This is a genomic window from Vibrio sp. D417a, from assembly GCF_030248595.1.
GTDB lineage: Bacteria > Pseudomonadota > Gammaproteobacteria > Enterobacterales > Vibrionaceae > Vibrio > Vibrio alginolyticus.
In genome coordinates, this window is sequence record NZ_JAHGAM010000019.1 from 181,193 (window position 1) to 199,096 (window position 17,904).

General features: G+C 46.6%; 15 protein-coding genes. 7 read left to right on the forward strand and 8 right to left on the reverse strand.

The features are described from left to right. Positions 1-186 precede the first annotated feature (186 nt). A complete protein-coding gene (locus KI742_RS18705; protein ID WP_005382945.1) occupies positions 187-1,530 on the forward strand; it encodes a sigma-54-dependent Fis family transcriptional regulator in 1,344 nt (447 codons plus the stop codon). Between the two features lie 93 nt (positions 1,531-1,623). On the opposite strand, the gene KI742_RS18710 is transcribed toward KI742_RS18705, so the two are convergent. From KI742_RS18710 to ftnA, 3 genes are all read right to left on the reverse strand, one after another. Next, positions 1,624-2,817, reverse strand: coding sequence for an NAD(P)/FAD-dependent oxidoreductase (locus KI742_RS18710; protein WP_285385028.1), 1,194 nt, complete (start codon positions 2,815-2,817; stop codon positions 1,624-1,626). Between the two features lie 180 nt (positions 2,818-2,997). Beyond that, positions 2,998-3,321, reverse strand: a complete 324-nt coding sequence (gene uspB / locus KI742_RS18715; protein WP_005379169.1) for a universal stress protein UspB — start codon at positions 3,319-3,321, stop codon at positions 2,998-3,000. Positions 3,322-3,412: 91 nt separating this feature from the next. Further along, positions 3,413-3,940, reverse strand: coding sequence for a non-heme ferritin (ftnA, locus tag KI742_RS18720; RefSeq protein WP_005379167.1), 528 nt, complete (start codon positions 3,938-3,940; stop codon positions 3,413-3,415). A gap of 282 nt (positions 3,941-4,222) precedes the next feature. On the opposite strand from ftnA, the gene uspA reads away from it, so the two are divergent. Both uspA and KI742_RS18730 read left to right on the forward strand, forming a co-directional pair. Beyond that, entirely contained in the window at positions 4,223-4,648 is a 426-nt protein-coding gene (gene uspA, locus KI742_RS18725) for a universal stress protein UspA (RefSeq protein WP_005379165.1), read from the forward strand. A gap of 64 nt (positions 4,649-4,712) precedes the next feature. After that, a complete protein-coding gene (locus KI742_RS18730; protein ID WP_285385027.1) occupies positions 4,713-5,591 on the forward strand; it encodes a DMT family transporter in 879 nt (292 codons plus the stop codon). Between the two features lie 69 nt (positions 5,592-5,660). Here KI742_RS18730 and KI742_RS18735 read toward each other — a convergent pair whose 3' ends face one another. From KI742_RS18735 to KI742_RS18745, 3 genes are all read right to left on the reverse strand, one after another. Beyond that, on the reverse strand, positions 5,661-6,233 hold the full coding sequence (locus KI742_RS18735; protein WP_262645638.1) for a hypothetical protein: 573 nt from the start codon (positions 6,231-6,233) through the stop codon (positions 5,661-5,663). Positions 6,234-6,419: 186 nt separating this feature from the next. Then, positions 6,420-7,199, reverse strand: coding sequence for a class I SAM-dependent methyltransferase (locus KI742_RS18740; protein ID WP_262645637.1), 780 nt, complete (start codon positions 7,197-7,199; stop codon positions 6,420-6,422). Between the two features lie 89 nt (positions 7,200-7,288). After that, positions 7,289-10,414 (reverse strand): EAL domain-containing protein, encoded by a 3,126-nt coding sequence (locus tag KI742_RS18745; protein ID WP_285385025.1) that lies wholly within the window; start codon positions 10,412-10,414, stop codon positions 7,289-7,291. A 113-nt stretch (positions 10,415-10,527) separates the two neighbouring features. Here KI742_RS18745 and asnC point away from each other — a divergent pair, with 113 nt between their 5' ends. Further along, positions 10,528-10,992: a transcriptional regulator AsnC gene (gene asnC / locus KI742_RS18750; RefSeq protein WP_005389595.1), complete on the forward strand. Its 465-nt coding sequence runs from the start codon at positions 10,528-10,530 to the stop codon at positions 10,990-10,992. Between the two features lie 55 nt (positions 10,993-11,047). On the opposite strand, the gene prlC is transcribed toward asnC, so the two are convergent. Next, positions 11,048-13,090 carry an oligopeptidase A gene (gene prlC, locus KI742_RS18755; protein WP_017635033.1) on the reverse strand — a complete coding sequence of 681 codons (2,043 nt, stop codon included), beginning with the start codon at positions 13,088-13,090 and terminating at the stop codon, positions 11,048-11,050. A gap of 399 nt (positions 13,091-13,489) precedes the next feature. Between prlC and KI742_RS18760 the strand changes: the two genes are divergently transcribed. Together KI742_RS18760 and gorA are read left to right on the forward strand one after the other, a co-directional pair. Then, positions 13,490-14,329: a 23S rRNA (adenine(2030)-N(6))-methyltransferase RlmJ gene (locus KI742_RS18760; RefSeq protein ID WP_005379158.1), complete on the forward strand. Its 840-nt coding sequence runs from the start codon at positions 13,490-13,492 to the stop codon at positions 14,327-14,329. Positions 14,330-14,588: 259 nt separating this feature from the next. Continuing rightward, positions 14,589-15,944: a glutathione-disulfide reductase gene (gene gorA, locus KI742_RS18765; protein ID WP_005379157.1), complete on the forward strand. Its 1,356-nt coding sequence runs from the start codon at positions 14,589-14,591 to the stop codon at positions 15,942-15,944. Positions 15,945-16,024: 80 nt separating this feature from the next. Here the strand turns inward: gorA and KI742_RS18770 are convergent, their stop codons facing one another. Then, the gene (locus KI742_RS18770; RefSeq protein WP_025622053.1) at positions 16,025-16,930 is read right to left on the reverse strand and encodes a LysR family transcriptional regulator; all 906 of its coding nucleotides are present in this window, start codon (positions 16,928-16,930) and stop codon (positions 16,025-16,027) included. Between the two features lie 121 nt (positions 16,931-17,051). On the opposite strand from KI742_RS18770, the gene xapA reads away from it, so the two are divergent. After that, a complete protein-coding gene (gene xapA, locus KI742_RS18775) occupies positions 17,052-17,876 on the forward strand; it encodes a xanthosine phosphorylase (protein WP_005379149.1) in 825 nt (274 codons plus the stop codon). Positions 17,877-17,904: the final 28 nt, after the last annotated feature.

The window sequence follows — 17,904 nt, forward strand, 5'->3', positions numbered from 1 at the left end:
ATTTTAAAAATAAAAATCTGAACAAAAGGAAATATCTACTGATGGCTCTCACCGATATATATCAAAAAGGGGCTAACAACATAAAAATACCGAACAAATCCTTAAATCTATGCTGACAATATTTTGTCTTGTGAAGTGAGAATAATCCACGTACATTGTTTCTGTCATAGTAAAGAGGACATTTCTATGTCGATGCCAAGCCTGTTTCTAAGAATACAAGATCCATCACTTAAAAATGCCATCGCTTCTTGCCAGGAACTGAACAAATTTCGTCTGCATGACATCGATGCCGCAGACCAATGGATTGAAGATTTCCTACAACTCAAACCGGAAGTTGCGATTGTTGAAGTCGCCCACTTTACTAGTGCAGATTATCAACGTCTTTCTAATATCGAAGACATCTACGATATGGACTTGATCATCATTAGCTCAGGCGCTCCAAACGAGAACTTGGATAAGCTGATGAACTTGGGTGCTATTTTTCACTACAGAAAGCCCGTTGATATTGCCATTCTGACGGACACCCTGAGCGAAGTCAGCCAGTACTATCAACACAAACAAGATCAAGGGCGTAAAGTGTCCACCAGCGATCTTGACCAATTTGGTCTTTTGGTCGGCTCTTCCTCTCCGATGCATCAGCTCTATCGTATGATCAGGCGCGTTGCTAAAACAGAAGCCAACGTCCTTATTGTCGGTGAAAGTGGATCAGGCAAAGAACTGGTGGCGCAGACCATCCACTTAGCGAGTGAGCGTAAACAACAGCCCTTTATAGCGATTAACTGTGGTGCCATTAGCCCTGAATTGGTTGATAGTGAACTGTTTGGCCATGAGAAAGGCGCTTTTACCGGAGCAAATAAAACTCACCAAGGTGTATTTAAGCAGGCAGAGGGCGGCACGCTATTTTTAGATGAAATCACCGAGATGCCTATCGAGCATCAAGTGAAGCTATTGCGGGTGCTAGAAACCGGAGAGTATCGCCCAGTTGGCAGTAATACAGTTCATATCGCTAATACTCGCATCATTGCTGCTACAAACCGTGATCCTAAAATCGCCATTGAGGAGCAGTTCCTGCGTGAAGATCTGTTTTTCCGCTTATCGCATTTCCCATTAACGATACCGCCACTGCGAGAACGAGGCGGTGATATCGTAGGTCTGGCCAAGCACTTTATTGCGCACCGCAACGCCAATGAGGCAAAAACCAAAACGATTCTTGACTCTGCGATCCAAAAAATCGCTGCACACGACTGGCCAGGTAATGTCCGTGAGCTCAAACACACGATCGAGCGTGCATTTATTTTGGCTGATGACACCATCCGAGATGAACACCTTATCTTCGACACACCACCATTGGAAACAGGCACCAGCATCGAAGACCTTGTTCCGGCGGGCGTTTCGCTAGAAGAGCTAGAAAAAGCCGCCATTCTCAATACCCTTGAAGAGAATCAAGGCAATAAAACGGAATCAGCGCAGGAGTTAGGCATTAGCGTGAAAACGCTCTATAACAAACTCGAAAAGTATCAAGACGAGTAACTCGCTATGGGAATACAAAAAGAGCACTGACTTTTATTCAGTGCTCTTTTTGTATCTTATCTTTTATGCAGTTAGGCTGCGTTTGGTGTTTGATTAAACCCACTGCCCCGCAACAAAGCCGCTCGACCAGCACCACTGAAAATTGTAGCCCCCTAGCCAACCAGTCACATCCATCACTTCACCAATAAAATAAAGCCCTTTAATGTCTTTGCATTCCATGGTTTTCGAGGATAAGTGATCAGTATCGACACCGCCGAGTGTCACTTCCGCAGTTCGGTAGCCTTCAGTGCCATTCGGGGCGATATCCCAATGCTCTAGACGCTCCACAATCGCCGCAAGCTCCTTTTGATTGAACTGTTTTAGCGGTTTATCGACTAACTCTTTACGTTCAATTAAGACTTCAACCAGACGCTTAGGCAGCACTTTGGCAAGCGTATTCTTGAGTGACTGATTTGGATGCTTCTCACGACTGCGTTCTAATAACTCAGCAACATCATCGTTTGGCACAAGATTGATCAACACCTTTTGTCCGGCCCGCCAAAATGAAGAAATCTGTAACACTGCTGGACCAGATAACCCACGATGTGTGAACAACAGGGCTTCTTTGAACATGGTGCCATCTTCAGCCGTAATTTCCGCAGGTACCGCGATACCAGATAACTCAGCAAAGTCTTCTTTGTCTTCTTTATGCAGAGTAAATGGTACAAGCCCTGCCGTGGTTGGGATAACTCGAAGACCAAATTGTTCCGCGACTTTATAACCAAATGGTGTCGCCCCCAGTTTTGGCATCGACAAGCCACCTGTTGCGATAACTAAAGACTTACATTCGACAATCTCAGTGCCAGCATGCAAACGAAAGCCTTCATCAATTTTTTCAATCGAATGAACATCGCATTGGTAACGCTGCTCGATGTTCGGCATGTCACACTCAGCTAACAACATCTTCACGATATCTTTGGCCGTAAATGCATCAACACAAAACAACTGGCCGTGATCACGCTCTTCGAACTCAATGCCATGTTTACACACCATCGAGATGAAATCCCAGTTAGTGTATTGGGAAAGCGCCGACTTAACAAAGTGCGGGTTTTGACACAAATAGTGATTAGCTGAAACGTCGTAGTTAGTGAAGTTACAACGACCACCGCCCGAGATAAGGATTTTACGTCCTGGCTTTTTAGCATGATCGAGCACCAAAACACGGCGGCCTCGCTTGCCTGCTTCTGCAGCACACATTAAACCTGCTGCGCCTGCGCCAATTACAACAACATCAAATTTCTTACTCATCGGTAGCTCTTAGACTGATTGGTATCGAATCAAAATAAAAAAGGATGTGCACATTGCACATCCTTGCTTTCTAGGCGCGACATTCTACCGACAAATACCGAAAGGGAAAAGCGCTTAAACTCTAAGCGCTCTGTATGTCCGCAAAATCTCAGACAGAACAACTATCTAGATTATTGACTCTTAGAGAATGAAGGCTGCAAGTAGCGTCACGCCGAGCAACGCGGTCGATAGAACAAACAGTTCACGCACTCTTTCACACTTACCAGTAAAAATTTCATCGTGGTGATGATGATATTCTTTACTTTTAATGTAGTGATACAACCTCACCTGCTTGGTGACATTTCCATGAGTGGTAAAAAAACCATTACCATCAACTTGCTGATATAACAGCGGATGCGCTTCACGCATGATATAAATTAGAGAACGAAGAGCGGTGAGATACCGGACCATATTAACTCCAGTTACCACCATTAGCGCAAATAAGATTGTGTCTCCACTGATCATCTTTTCCTCCCTACATCTTCAACAATGCTCAAGAGAAAAAGACGATCAACACTTCGTCTTTACCCGCTACTTACAACGTCCCAAAACGCGTTTACGCAGCTGGAGCATCCATGATTGAAGATGAACCTTCTTTCGCCATTTGTGCTAGATCTTTGTCGATGAAGAACAACGCTTTACCGTCTTCACCTACCAGTTCGATCTTATCTAAAATCCCTTTAAACAACTTCTCTTCTTCGTGCTGTTCTGACACGTACCACTGTAGGAAGTTAAACGTTGAGTAGTCTTGGCTAGTAAATGCAACGTGCGCCAGTTTGTTGATTTTTTCCGTGATCATTTGCTCATGTTCAAATGTCTCGCGAAAAACGTCACCTAGGCTCGCAAAGTCATGCTTTGGCGCATCAATAGCGCCTAAGATTGGCATTGAGCCAGTTTCACTCACGTAAGTGAATAGGCGTTGCATGTGCTCCATTTCTTCTACGGCGTGAGCGCGTAAAAATTCAGCCGCACCTTCAAAACCTTTGTCTTCACACCAAGCACTCATTTGTAAGTATAGATTGGATGAGAAAAATTCTAGGTTAATTTGCTCATTCAATTGTTCGACCATAGTTTGAGACAGCATGTTAACTCCTATTATTGTGCATGCAATATACCCAAGTAACCTCGAAATAAATGACGCTGCGAGAATAGCTTGGTCTGGCAGACACGGCGAAGTTTCACTTCAACTCTAGTCAGTAACACTACGCTTATTTCAGCATATCAAAGTCACTTGGGTATAACGCCACTATAACATGATTACTGAGACAAGACTTTGTACCTACGGCACCGATATGAGATCACTTCAGCAAATTTTTTTTGGGGTTGGTGCTAATCTAAAACTATGACCTTACAAGGAGATAGCAATATGAGTTACAAACACATACTTGTGGCAGTCGACCTTTCAGACGACAGTAAAGTGTTGATTAAGAAAGCCGTATCACTGGCTAAACCTCTGGATGCGAAAGTCTCTTTTATTCACATCGACGTGAACTACGCAGAACTCTACACCGGGCTTATCGATATCAATATGGCAGAAGCGCAACATCAAGCAATGGAAGCATCGCGCACACAATTGGCAAACTTCGCAGAATATGCGCAATACCCAATTGCCCATACTTTAGTCGGTAGTGGCGATTTGAGTAATGAGCTGTGCGATACCATTCAAGACTACAGCATTGATTTGGTGGTTTGTGGTCATCACCAAGATTTCTGGAGCAAGATTCTATCTTCGACTCGACAGCTGATTAACTGCTCACCAGTCGATATGCTGGTCGTACCGCTAAAAGACTGATTGGCGCAACGATAAAACTTGGTTAGACTGCGGGCACATTTGTTGTTGATAAAGATTCTCATCCATGGCTTATCTATCCGCAGTTACCCTACTTTGGGCATTCTCATTTAGCCTGATCGGCGTTTACCTCGCTGGTCAGGTTGATTCTTGGTTCTCGGTGTTCATGCGCGTGGCACTGGCGAGTTTGGTTTTCATTCCCTTTTTGAAATTCCGTGGCGTTAGCAAATCCCTAATCGCGAAACTGATGACTGTCGGTGGCTTCCAGCTCGGTTTGATGTATTGCTTCTACTACCAATCTTTTTTGCTCCTTTCCGTGCCAGAAGTATTGCTGTTCACCGTATTCACACCCATTTACGTCACGCTAATCTATGACTTCTTGAAAGGTCGCTTTTCACCTTGGTACTTAGTTACCGCAGCAATAGCTGTATTTGGTGCCGCCTGGATTAAATTTGTAGGCATTAATGAAGATTTCCTACTGGGCTTTTTGGTCGTACAAGGAGCAAACCTCTGCTTTGCCATCGGTCAGGTGGGCTACAAATATATCATGGAGAGTGAACCCGTCGATTTGCCACAACACACCGTGTTTGGCTACTTCTACTTAGGTGCACTTTGTGTAGCAACCGTGGCTTTCGCGCTCATGGGTAACCTCGACAAACTACCTACCACTGCAACACAATGGGGCATTCTGACATACCTTGGGTTGATTGCTTCTGGTTTTGGTTACTTTGCTTGGAACAAAGGCGCGACTATGGTGAACGCAGGTGCACTGGCAGTAATGAACAATGCATTGGTTCCGGCGGGCTTGATTGTAAACATTGTGATTTGGAACCGCGATGTTGATGTCATGCGACTCGCCATTGGCGGTGCGATCATCATGCTATCCCTATGGATTAACGAAACCTGGGTGAAAAAGCGCGTAGAGATGAGCTACGCCAATAAGTAACGCAGCTAATCCTATAAACATTTCGACAATAAAAAACGCTCTCCGACTGGAGAGCGTTTTTTTATTTGATTAATGCACTTTGGCTTGTGAGATTGCGTTCATCAAAGCATTAGGTGGCGTTGGCAGCAACACTTCTAGTTTCGCATTACGCGCTTCCAGTTTACGCTGACGCTTAAGTAACTTTTGTTGTTTTTTCGCCACTTTTAGCAACTTCTTTTGCTGCTTATAGTGCTTTTTCAGTGCTTTTTTCGCTTTCTTGAGCGATTTTTTATCCGCTAAATCAAACCATACTGCTGCGTCGGCTCTTACTGGCTCCGGAGATTTTTCGGCTTGTTTTTTCTCTTTCACGCGCTCAACAACACGCTTCACAATCGCGGCTTTTTCGTTGCTTTGTTTAGTGGTCACTGGAATCGCTTGTGATGGCAGAGCTTCAACCAATAAGCCACATGCTTGTTGCTCACTCAATGGCTTGTCTTGGCATTTTTGTGGAGGAATTGCGGCTGGCTTACAAAGGGTATCTTTGGCCGATGAAGATCGTGCGCAAGAACGACAAACGAATTTTGGTGCGACAACTAAACGATGGATATCACCCAGTTCTGCCGCGATCTGTTTGCGACTCATTTTACATAAACGTTTAGCCATTCTACTACTCCAGCTTCCCAGTTATCGACCGCATCACAACAAGTGAAATAATAATAATTCTTAGTTAGATATACAATCAGGGAAGGGAATTAGCAAGAGAAAACTATCAATAGAGACGAGGAAAGAGAGGCTGAGTCACAGCACGACACACCGTACTGTGACAAGAAAAGTTGAGCCGTCAGGAAGTTATGCCATCGATGCTTTAACGTAGACATCGAAGCGATTTTTTTTCGTTTCAATCGCCATGGTCGGTTTTTTCTCGTTCAGCCAGTTAGCATAGTCTGGGCGTTTAACTACTACACGCTTTGTGGCTAACGCCATGGCTGGTTCTAGTAAGCCATCGGCGTCCAAATCGGCGCCAACCAACGATTGGAAAACGCGCATTTCTTTTTTCACGAGCGCCGACTTCTTTTTATTTTCTGGGTGCGGATACATCGGGTCAAGATACACTACATCTGGCTGGACAAAGTCTTTATCTTGCGCCAATTGTTCCAGCGCATCATGGCTAGAAGCATGGATTAGCGACATGCGCTCAGATACCCAGGTGCCGATTTCTGGGTCTTGTTTCGCTCGATCCAAGCCATCATCTAACAAAGCCGCTACGACTGGATGACGCTCGACCATCTGCACTTTACAACCTAGCGAGGCGAGCACAAACGCATCACGACCAAGACCTGCCGTGCCGTCTAACACGGTTGGCGTTGCCCCTTTGTTCAACCCCGCAGCTTTCGCAATTGCTTGGCCTTTACCACCACCGAACTTGCGACGATGACCTACCGCACCACCAATCAAATCCACAAAGATTGCACCCAGCTTTGACTCATCCACTTTACGTAGCTCCAAACGCTCGGTGGTTAGCACCAAAGCAAAATCGCTATCGTCAGTGTGAGAAAGCTGCCAACGCGCAGCGAGTTCATCAAGATGAGATTGTTGAGACGGGTTTTCACAGATCAATTGCAGTTGCAAAAGGAGGCTCCAATAAAAATCGAGGTAACTGGCGCTGAGTGTATACCTAAGTTACCTATTAATGCTAGGTTGAGCTTGCTACGCAGAGGTTATACAGCCGTCAGTTGCTCCACTAGCTCAGAAAGCGGCTTAGGATGGCCAATACCGTAGCCTTGGCCGTAGTCCACACCGAGGTCTATCAAATGCTGCATGACCTGGTCATTTTCGACAAACTCCGCCACCGTCACTTTGCCGAGCTGTTTCGCCAAGTCATTGATTGAACGAACCATCACGCGGTCCATTTCATTTACGTTGATATCTTGCACGAAAAGACCATCAATTTTCACGATATCGACAGGAAGTTTCTTTAAGTAACCAAATGAAGACAATCCAGATCCGAAATCATCCAATGCAATCATGCAACCCAAAGACTTTAGCTTGGTAAACAGCTCAATGGCTTGATCCAGATTGCTCATCGCCGCTGTCTCGGTGATTTCTAAGCAGATTTTTTCACACGGCAGAGTCGAACTTTCCAATCGCTCCAATAAGAAGTCAATAAACTCTTGATTCCCCATAGATTGACCTGAAAGGTTTATCGAACAGCGACCAAGCTGTTCAATCACCTCAGGACGCTGTTCAAACCACTCTAGCGTTTGAGTAATAACCTGCTTATCAATCCAATGGGCAATGTTGTAGCGCTCGGAAGCAGGAATAAACAGCGCAGGAGAAACATAATCACCGTACCCATTGCGAATACGCACCAAAATCTCAAAATACATTTGAGTCTCGTGCTTTTGTAAGCTTTTTATCGGTTGAGCAAACAGTTCTAAACGTTGATTCGACAATGCCTCATGCACCAAATTGACGCTCTGCATTTCCATCTGACGACGCTGCAACTCTTCGTTATCTAAGCTGAATAGATTATAGCGGTTACGGCCTTGCTCTTTAGCGGCGTGACAAGCAGAGTCTGCTTGAGCGTGCACCATTTGTGGCGTATCAGCGGTATGATCGATGATACGGATACCAATTGAGCAACTGATGAACAGGCGTGTGTCTTCCCAAATAAAGAGGTGTTCGCTTAGTGTCGAGATGATCAGTTTGGCAATATTGATGGCGCCATATTCGTCACAGTCTTTGAGTAACACCGCAAACTCATCGCCTCCCATTCGAGCCAAGATGGAATTGTACGGCAGAACGCCTTCCAGCATACTTGCGCAGAATTGAATCGCCGCATCACCTGCATCATGCCCAACCGTATCATTGAGGACTTTTAGTTGATCTAAGTCGAGGTACAACATGGCGTGGACTCGACGATGGCTGTCCACTTCGCACAGTGCGGTCTTAAGCTCTAGTTCAAAATGGTTTCTGTTGTAAGTCCCCGTCAGTAAGTCATAGCGAGCTTGGTATTCCAATTTCTCGGAGAGCAGTTTGGTTTCGGTAATATCTTCGCCCACAATCAGCAGTTGCTCAGATTCACTCAGCGGACGAATATTCTCGCGCACCCAAACACGATGACCATTTGCATGACGATACTCGACTTCACGTCGCCAAACACCATGCACTTGCTGGTTGGGTTGCAATAACACTTGGCGAGGGAACAGCACTTTGTCATCAAAATAGAACTCCCTCAGGCGATGTCCGAGCATGTCCATCGGTTTGTAGCCAAGAAGTAGTTGAGCAAATCGATTCACTTCTTGAATTCGGTTATTACTATCAAGCGTCACCATCATCACGGGCTGCTGCTCGTAATAGTTGCGTAGGGTTGACTCACGTTGGTAGAGCTTGTCCTCCATCAATTTACGACTGGTAATATCGCGCGCTTCAAACAAGTATTGCTTATGATTCCCTACTTGCTGAGAAAAAGGCTTGAGCGAAACTTCTAACACCAATGCGCCGTGTTCTTTACTCCAAATTTCAGCTTCAAACGTCGACACTTGATGGTGAGGCGCGTGGAAATACTCCTCAAGCAACGCTTGTGCTTTTTCACTCCAGTTGGGGTGAAACCAAAGTGGTCGGTCTAAGCGCAGTCCTTGGTGATAAAGTAAGGATTGAAGGTGATCGTTGCCCGATTTAAGCACACCGTTGGCATCCAAAATGCCCATATACTGCATGCTCTGATCGAAAATCGATTCTAGAATAGCCTGGCTTTCTCGCGCAGCGCTCTCACTTCGACGCATCCGCTGTAAATAATAACCCATCAGCAAAATGACCACCGACATCACCACAAACAGGCTACCAAACAGGCGAATTTCCTTGGCAAAACGTTCAGAAAGCTTCATTGGCTTATTAAAAAATACCGCAGAAACCTCTTGTTCAGCCCCCAATCCCCAACGCGCTACCGCTTGGTAATCGAGCTTTATTTCAGAATCACTTTTTTTCACCGCAGGCAGAGGCTGATCAGGATTATCCAAAACGAACTCAAGCATCTCTGCGCTCTCAATACCATGCCGATAACCACTTTGAATAACCCCTCCAACTGCGCCATGACCCAAACCAATGTCATGCACCATAAACAGCGGCGCGTTTGAGACTTTGTTGACACCAACCCAGTCACGCTCGCTGCCAACCATACCTTGTTTATCTCGGTAATAGGTCCAGAACAAGACGACTTTATCGGAACTCAGTTTTGCGACTTGTTGTTTTAGATCGATGATGCTGTCTGGGACAAGTTGTACGATTTTGTCTCGATATTGCGGGAACTTGAGGACAAAATTGTCGATTTGATAACGCAACACCTCACCGGTCACCGAGTGGTCACTGACGATGAGAACTTGTGTGTAGTTCGGATGTAAGCGCTCAATAAGAGCGAGATTCGCTTCCAAATCGACATCTTCCATGACTCCGGTTGCATTCAGAGAACGATGTAAAGAAGGATGGTAGTTATTAATGCCGTTAAATATAACTGGGGTGTCTTTGATGATTGGGGCTAAACGCTGCATGAGTTCAAGTGCATTGTTATCGCTCACTAAAATGGCATCGAATCGCTCTTTGCGTAATTTCGTAAGATATAAGGATTTTAGTTGTGCAAAAAACTGCTCACTCTGGTTACGTTTCGAGTCTAGATAGAGCACACGCATGTCCAGCGCTCGATCGCCCAGCTGTTGCTCGATGCCTCGCTGTATGGAGTCCGTCCAGAAAAAACCCTGATGATAGGAGTGCACGACCAACACCTTCGGATCTGAGGCCGTAGCAAACGCGCTCCAACATAGCGCGGCAATAACCAGAAAACGCTGCACATTATCTCCATAGCTCGGAGTTAACCCGCAGTTACTCCTGCCAAACCTTGTGAATCCTATCCGCTATGAGTATAAAAGGGAGGTAAAACTCTATCCCTAACGGAAATCATAGTATGAATGCGAGCCTGCCGAAACTCGACGACCTTGACCGCGCAATATTAAAAACACTGATGGCTGACGCCAGAACGCCCTACGCAGAAATGGCAAAGCAGTTCGATGTCAGCCCTGCCACTATCCATGTGCGTATCGAGAAGATGAAGTCGGCGGACATCATCGAAGGAACGGAGGTGATCATCAATACTAAAAAGCTTGGCTACGATGTGTGCTGCTTTATTGGTATTAACCTCAATGCAGCTCGTGATTACCACTCCGCGTTAGAAAAACTCAACGCGCTCGACGAAGTCGTTGAAGCTTACTACACCACGGGCGCGTATAACATATTCGTCAAATTGATGTGCAAATCGATTGAAGAGCTGCAATTTGTACTGATCGACAAGCTGCAAGCCATTGATGAGGTTCAGTCCACGGAGACATTGATATCGTTGCAGAACCCGATCAACCGCAACGTAAATCCGTAAAATTTTTTATAAAAAAGGCCAACCGAACGGTTGGCCTTGATGTTTTTTGCTCAATTTACGCCGCAATACCCGAATGGCGCAACAGTGCATCGATTTGTGGCTCGCGGCCACGGAAGCGCTTAAACAGCTCCATTGGCTCTTCACTGCCCCCCATTTCTAGGATGTTGTTCAGGAAGCTTAGACCCGTCTCTTTGTTGAAGATGCCTTCTTCTTCAAAGCGAGAATACGCGTCTGACGACAGCACTTCAGCCCATAGGTAGCTGTAGTAACCCGCACTGTAGCCACCAGCAAAAATATGGCCGAAGCTGTGTGAGAAACGCGCCCACTCAACCGCAGGAACTACCGCGACTTTCTCTTTCACTTTCGCCAAAGTTTCCAGTACACGCGCACCCACTTCTGGGTCATATTCAGTGTGAAGCGTGAAGTCGAACAAGCCGAATTCTAGCTGACGCAAAATACCCATCGCAGATTGGAAGTTTTTCGCTGCGAGCATTTTGTCTAGCATCGCTTTCGGTAGCGGCTCACCTGTCTCATAGTGACCAGAAATGAACGCCAGCGCGTCCTCTTCCCAACACCAGTTTTCTAGGAACTGACTTGGTAGCTCAACCGCATCCCAAGGCACGCCATTAATACCTGAAACAGCACCTGTATCAACTTGCGTCAACATGTGGTGGATTCCATGACCAAACTCATGGAATAACGTCACGACTTCATCGTGCGTGAACAGTGCTGGTTTGTCGCCCACTGGACGGTTGAAGTTACACGTTAGATACGCAACCGGCGTTTGCAGCTCGCCAGATAGCGTAACGCGACGACCACGACAATCATCCATCCACGCGCCGCCACGTTTGTGTTCACGAGCGTAGAGATCTAGGTAGAAGCTGCCACGGAGTGTGCCTTCAGCATCAAAGATATCGAAAAAGCGCACGGACTCATGCCAAGTGTCTACGCCTTCGCGCTCAGTAACGGTCATGCCAAACACGCGGTTTAGCACTTCAAACAGACCGCTCACGACTTTTGACTCTGGGAAGTATGGGCGCAGTTCTTCATCCGAAATTTGGAACAGGTGCTGCTTTTGTTTCTCGCTGTAGTAAGCGATATCCCAAACGTTCAGCTCTTCAACACCAAACTCACTTTTCGCAAACTGACGTAACTCTTCGACTTCACGTTCACCTTGCGGTTTCGCTCGTGTCGCTAGGTCATTCAGGAAGCCCAGCACTTGATCCGGCGTTTCAGCCATCTTTGTTGCTAACGACTTTTCACTGTAAGTATTGAAACCTAGCATACGTGAAATTTCATGGCGCAGTTTTAGCTGCTCAGTAATGATTTCTGAATTATCCCATTTGCCTGCGTTTGGACCTCGATCAGAAGCGCGCGTCACGTACGCTTCGTACACTTCTTTACGCAACTCTTGGTTATCGCAGTACGTCATAACAGGTAAGTAAGATGGGATATCTAGCGTAATGAGGTAACCATCTAACTCTTTTGCTTCTGCGGCAGCTTTCGCTGCTGCCAGCGCCGATTCTGGCATACCTGCTAGGTCTTTCTCGTCTGTGATGTGCTTGGTCCAACCCATGGTGGCATCCAGCACATTGTTAGAGAATTTAGAGCTCAGCTCAGACATACGTTTGCTGATCTCGCCGTAACGGTGCTGCTCATCGGATGGCAAACCAATGCCTGATAACTCGAAATCACGCAGTGCATCAGTGATGGTTTTCTGCTGGGCACGAGTTAACGTTGCAAATTCTTCGCTCGCTTTGATGGTTTTGTACGCTTCGTACAACCCTTTGTGCTGACCAACCCAAGTGCCGTACTCTGACAAAATTGGTAGGCAACTTTCGTAAGCTTCACGTAGCTCTTCGCTGTTCACTACCGAGTTCATGTGACCCACTGGCGACCAGATGCGGCTTAAGCGATCATCCGCTTCTTCAATTGGCGCAATCACACTGTCCCAAGTTGGGTGAGCGTTGTCTTGTAGAACTTCATCGATTTTTGCTCGGCAGTCAGCAATCGCTTGCTCAACGGCAGGCTTGATGTGTTCTGGTTTAATTTGAGAAAACGGAGGTAGGTCCGTAAACGTCAGAAGAGGATTAGACATGAATAATTCCTTTTGTGTTTTGACTCTGTGATTGCCTGTCTATTTTGTGTAGATAGGCCAACTCAATGTACAGACGAGCCAGCAACATGGATTGGGGGAGCTCCGTTCCCTTTCTCTATGCCGCGATGACCATCTTATAGTCAACCAGCGCTACTCTGTCCTTGAGTCTTGTTATACCTAAATGAGATTTCACACCCTTTTGAGTGCGAGAAACTCACCTAGTTCAATTCGATTACCAATAGTAAGTGTGGGTGACTTAAAGAAATTTCAATAGCGTCCCCTTATCAGAGGAACAGATTTGATTGGAAGTTCTACATCTTTAAGTTACTTGAGTATAATACCGCCATAGAGTGAAAATCACAGACCACACTCAGACAAAGAGTGTTTCGAGAGTTTAATTTGTTAAGTTACCGCCACAGCTTCCACGCTGGCAACCATGCCGACGTGGTCAAACACATCGTTCAAAGCCTCATTCTTGATGCGCTGAAACAAAAAGATAAGCCATTCGTTTATCACGATACCCACTCGGGTGTGGGCCGTTACGATCTGACTCACGAATGGTCTGAAAAAACGGGCGAATACAAACAAGGCATCGCACGTATTTGGGATAACCCAAGCATTCCTGAAGACATCAAAAGCTACATCGATGCCATTAAAGTGCTCAACAACGGCGAGAAGCTGCGTTACTACCCAGGCTCACCACGTGTGGCGCGCGCGCAAATCCGCCCACAAGATCGCATGGTGCTGACCGAGTTGCACCCGGCCGATCACCCATTGTTAGAGCAAGAATTCCATCGTGATCGCCAAGTGAGCATCTTCAAAGAAGACGGATTCCAACGCCTCAAAGCAAGCCTACCGCCACAAGAGCGTCGTGGTTTGGTGCTGATTGACCCACCATACGAACTCGCGAAAGAGTACCGCGATGTGGTACGAGCGATTCATCAGAGCCATAAACGTTGGGCAACCGGTATCTACGCGATTTGGTACCCAGTGGTAAACCGCCATGACATCGAAGATATGATCGAAGGCTTGGAAGCACTGGGCATTCGTAAAATTCTGCAAATCGAGTTAGGTGTTGCACCAGATACCAACGAGCGCGGCATGACGGCATCCGGCATGATTGTGATTAACCCGCCATGGAAACTGGAAAGCCAGATGAAAGAGATTCTGCCATTCCTGCAAGACGCGATCGCACCAGCAACTGGCCACTGGAAAGTGGACTGGATTGTGCCAGAGTAAGCACTTCAGTACTGCTATCTTCAAGCGCAACGATATTCTCGTTGCGCTTTTTTATGCTCTCACCTTCTCCCTCCAATCGTGCTTATTCTTCTTTTTGTGCCTCTCATCGCTATTTGTCATAAGTATTGTCGCTTTTTCCCATTTAGGAATTAGTCGAATTCGATTTATGATAGTGGGATAACGGTGGCATTGAGTTCGGACAAGGTCATCCCAATCTATCTATGTACCAGATAAAATTTATAAGCTCTTGGAGAAAGTAATGGCGACTCATTTTGACTATATCTGTATCGGTGGCGGCAGTGGCGGCATCGCATCTGCAAACCGTGCGGCGATGTACGGCGCGAAAGTTGCGCTAATCGAAGCTCAAGACCTTGGCGGTACCTGTGTAAACGTAGGTTGTGTACCGAAAAAAGTGATGTGGCATGGCGCGCAAATCGCAGAAGCGATGAACCTGTACGCAGAAGATTACGGTTTTGATGTCGACGTGAAAGGTTTCGACTGGAGCAAACTGGTTGAGAGCCGTCAGGCATACATCGGTCGTATTCACCAATCTTACGATCGCGTTCTAGGCAACAATAAAGTAAACGTGATTAAAGGCTTTGCTAAGTTTGTTGACGAAAAAACTGTCGAAGTAAACGGTGAACACTACACAGCAGATCACATCCTGATCGCGGTTGGTGGTCGTCCTACTATTCCAAACATTCCAGGCGCTGAATACGGCATCGACTCAAACGGCTTCTTCGACCTAGCAGAGCAACCAAAACGCGTTGCGGTTGTGGGCGCTGGCTACATCGCAGTTGAAATTGCTGGCGTACTGCACGCGCTAGGTACAGAAACGCACCTGTTCGTACGTAAAGAGTCACCACTGCGTAGCTTCGATCCAATGATCATCGATACATTGGTTGAAGTGATGGACGCAGAAGGTCCAAAACTGCACACCCACTCTGTACCAAAAGAAGTGGTAAAAGAAGCCGATGGCAGCCTAACTCTGCACCTAGAAAACGGTGAAAGCCAAAACGTTGACCAACTGATTTGGGCAATCGGTCGTCACCCAGCGACAGACGCAATCAACCTAGCGTCAACCGGTGTGGCAACGAACGAAAAAGGCTACATCAAGGTAGACGAATACCAAGAAACTAACGTGAAAGGCATCTACTGTGTGGGTGACATCATGGAAGGCGGTATCGAACTAACACCAGTAGCAGTGAAAGCGGGTCGTCAACTTTCTGAGCGTTTGTTCAACAACAAACCAAACGCGAAGATGGACTACGATTTGGTACCAACTGTGGTATTTAGCCACCCACCAATCGGCACTATCGGTCTTACAACGCAAGAAGCAGAAGAGAAGTACGGCAAAGACAACATCAAAGTTTACACATCTGGCTTTACTGCGATGTACACCGCCGTTACTAAGCACCGTCAACCATGTAAGATGAAGCTTGTATGTGCGGGTGAAGAAGAAACGGTTGTTGGTCTACACGGCATCGGTTTCACGGTAGATGAAATGATCCAAGGCTTCGGCGTAGCAATGAAGATGGGCGCAACCAAAGCAGACTTCGACTCTGTTGTGGCTATCCACCCGACGGGCTCAGAAGAGTTCGTAACGATGCGTTAATTGCGCGCTAATCGCATTGCTGATTTCAGCGAATCATTTGAAAAGGTCATCTTAGGATGACCTTTTTTGTTTGCCCATGCTTAACTCGCATTCTCCAATAACGTGCGAATAAACTCGGCTTTAATAGCACTCTCCTGCTTACCATCATGAATCAGACACAAGTCTGCACGCAGTGACTCTTTCAGCTTGATAAAACGAATCCCATGCCAATGATGCTGAGAAAACGTCGACGGCACCAACGTCACGGTATTGCTGTTTGCCACATACGCCATCAAGGTGCTTGGCTCCACCACTTGTTTGCCAATATGGGGGGAAAAGCCTTCTTGCAGACAGGCATTGATGATGAAGTTTGCCGAGGCAGAATTCGCCAAACTCATAAACGCAAACTCACACGCCTTTAAATCTTGGAGCCGCAGCAAAGATTTGCTGGCTAACTCATGTTGCTCCGACACCGCCACCACAAACACATCTTTGCCCAAAGACACCGACTGATACGGATAAATGTTGAGTGCATCGGCAAAACGTACAATGCCCACGTCGATTTTCTTCTCACTCAGATGCTTCTTTTGCGTCTCTGGGTTAAGGTCAAAAATGTCGGCGTGATAAGTGCTATGCTCAGCATGGAAGCGCTGTAACAAACGATCAAATCCGCCCCAAAATGCACTACTTACCACACCAACTCGCAAGATATTTCTCTGGTTCAAACCCACTTGCTGCACTTGATTGAGTGAGACATCCAAGGTCTGAAAAATCAGTTGGCATTTGGACTCCAACAATCGTCCGGCCTCCGTTAGCATGACGTTTCTTGAATCACGCTCAAACAGTTTGACGTTAAGCACCTCTTCCAACTCTTTGATGCGATTGCTCAACGGCGAATTGGTGATATTAAGGTTCTCGGCCGCCTTAGTGAAATGCTTGGTTTGTGCGACCTCGTAAAAGTAACGCAGCATCTTCAGCGTCACGCGCTCAAATGGTTCTGACTTCATGCATTGAGTCCTAGCGAATTTCATCATCCTCTTTTTAAGGATGATAGTAGCGAATAAAGCAAAGATAACCAGCGCAGAAAGTCACACAATGGAATCAACACACAACCAGAAGGTGACTAACATGAATCACGATCCAGTAATCGGCGCGCTACAAACCATTCGCGAACGCAAACCAAACTTCCAACCTAAAGCGGCGTTTATTTTAGGCTCTGGCTTAGGCGTATTGGCAGACGAACTACAAGACAAAGTGGTCATTCCATACGAAGAGCTCGAAGGCTTTCCGGTTAGCACCGTGCAAGGCCACTCTGGTGAGTTGGTACTTGGTACCATGGGCGGCGTAGACGTAGTGTGCATGAAAGGTCGCGGTCACTACTACGAACACGGCTCAATGAAGGTCATGACCACGCCCGTGCGCACCTTTAAAAAGCTGGGCTGTGAGTTTCTGCTCGTCACCAACGCGGCAGGCTCCCTTCGCCCTGAGCGTATTGATGTCGGTTCTCTGGTGGTATTTCATGACCACATCAACACCATGCCTGAATCGCCAATGATCGGTCCGAATGATGAAGAGTACGGCCCGAGGTTCTTCAGCCTCGCCAATGCGTACGACAAAGACCTGCGCGCAGAAGCGTTTGAAGTCGGCAAAGCCAATGGCATTCACCTGAATGAAGGTGTGTTTGTCTCTTACACAGGCCCCAACTTTGAGACCGCAGCCGAAATCCGCATGATGCAAATCATCGGTGGTGATGTAGTGGGCATGTCGGTCGTGCCAGAAGTGATTTCTGCGGCGCATTGCGGCTTACCCGTATTGGCAGTGTGTGCGATCACCAACATGGCAGAAGGTTTGGGTGATGTAGAACTGTCTCACGCCCAAACATTGAAGTGCGCGAAGCTAGCCGAAGCCGATTTCATTCGCTTTATTAAGCGCTTTATGAAGCATCACTTCTAAAGCTGTTTCATTCCCAAAAGCAAAAGGG

Excerpts from the sequence above, each read along its gene's own strand:
- prlC (WP_017635033.1), bottom strand. The coding sequence starts at position 13,090 with ATGTCTAATCCTCTTCTGACGTTTACGGACCTACCTCCGTTTTCTCAA.
- KI742_RS18770 (WP_025622053.1), bottom strand. The coding sequence starts at position 16,930 with ATGAAGTCAGAACCATTTGAGCGCGTGACGCTGAAGATGCTGCGTTAC.
- KI742_RS18705 (WP_005382945.1), top strand. The coding sequence starts at position 187 with ATGTCGATGCCAAGCCTGTTTCTAAGAATACAAGATCCATCACTTAAA.
- KI742_RS18710 (WP_285385028.1), bottom strand. The coding sequence starts at position 2,817 with ATGAGTAAGAAATTTGATGTTGTTGTAATTGGCGCAGGCGCAGCAGGT.
- xapA (WP_005379149.1), top strand. The coding sequence starts at position 17,052 with ATGAATCACGATCCAGTAATCGGCGCGCTACAAACCATTCGCGAACGC.
- ftnA (WP_005379167.1), bottom strand. The coding sequence starts at position 3,940 with ATGCTGTCTCAAACTATGGTCGAACAATTGAATGAGCAAATTAACCTA.
- uspB (WP_005379169.1), bottom strand. The coding sequence starts at position 3,321 with ATGATCAGTGGAGACACAATCTTATTTGCGCTAATGGTGGTAACTGGA.
- uspA (WP_005379165.1), top strand. The coding sequence starts at position 4,223 with ATGAGTTACAAACACATACTTGTGGCAGTCGACCTTTCAGACGACAGT.
- gorA (WP_005379157.1), top strand. The coding sequence starts at position 14,589 with ATGGCGACTCATTTTGACTATATCTGTATCGGTGGCGGCAGTGGCGGC.
- asnC (WP_005389595.1), top strand. The coding sequence starts at position 10,528 with ATGAATGCGAGCCTGCCGAAACTCGACGACCTTGACCGCGCAATATTA.
- KI742_RS18735 (WP_262645638.1), bottom strand. The coding sequence starts at position 6,233 with ATGGCTAAACGTTTATGTAAAATGAGTCGCAAACAGATCGCGGCAGAA.
- KI742_RS18730 (WP_285385027.1), top strand. The coding sequence starts at position 4,713 with ATGGCTTATCTATCCGCAGTTACCCTACTTTGGGCATTCTCATTTAGC.